This is a genomic window from Streptomyces nanshensis (genome assembly GCF_001751255.1).
Taxonomy (GTDB): Bacteria; Actinomycetota; Actinomycetes; order Streptomycetales; family Streptomycetaceae; genus Streptomyces; species Streptomyces nanshensis_A.
Genome location: NZ_LJGW01000514.1, coordinates 1 through 863, shown reverse-complemented (window position 1 = coordinate 863; position 863 = coordinate 1). Strand labels below are relative to the sequence as shown.

General features: G+C 75.9%; 1 protein-coding gene. It reads left to right on the top strand.

Features of this window, described 5'->3' with window-relative positions:
• On the top strand, window positions 1-740 hold a 740-nt coding region (alr, locus tag AN218_RS29300; RefSeq protein ID WP_070020110.1), incomplete at its 5' end, for an alanine racemase.
• Between the last annotated feature and the right edge of the window lie 123 nt (window positions 741-863).

The following is an 863-nucleotide window of genomic DNA, read 5'->3' as shown; positions in this document are numbered from 1 at the left end:
GCCAGCCCGCGGACTGGCCGGCGTTCGTGGCGGCGGCGCGCGCCGCCGAGGCGGAGGGCGCCGTCCGCGTCACCGGTATCTGGTCGCACTTCGCGTGCGCGGACGAGCCGGGCCACCCCGCCAACGCCGCGCAGCTCGACGCGTTCCGCGAGGCGATCCGGCTCGCCGAACGCGCCGGTCTCGACCCGGAGGTGCGCCACCACGCCAACTCGCCCGCGACGCTGACGCTTCCCGAGTCCCACTTCGACCTCGTACGGACCGGGGTGTCCGTCTACGGGCTCTCGCCGTCGCCCGAGGTCGGCGTCGCCGCGGATCTGGGGCTGCGTCCGGCCATGACGCTCAGCGCCTCGCTGGCCCTGGTCAAGCAGGTGCCCGCGGGCCACGGCGTCAGCTACGGGTACGCCTACCGCACCCACGGACCGACCACGCTGGGCCTGGTGCCGCTCGGCTATGCGGACGGGGTGCCGCGGCACGCCTCCGGTACGGCGCCGGTGCTGGCAGCGGGCGCGTGGCGGACGGTCGCGGGACGCGTCGCGATGGACCAGTTCGTGCTCGACCTCGGCGGGGATCCCGCGTCCGCGGGCGACGAGGTCGTGCTCTTCGGCCCCGGCGACCGCGGGGAGCCGACCGCGGAGGATTGGGCGCGTGCGGTGGGCACCATCTCGTACGAGATCGTTACGCGCATCAGCGCCCGGGTATCACGGACCCATACGAACGTACGGCCGGATACGGGGGGTTGAGGATGGCACGCGCACGGAGACGGGGGTGTTCCCCGTGACCGCCCCGGGCCGGGCCGCGACCGGGCTCCCGGGCACGGAGATCGTGCGCGCGGCGGGCACGGCGGCCGGTGCCGCCGCGGCCAC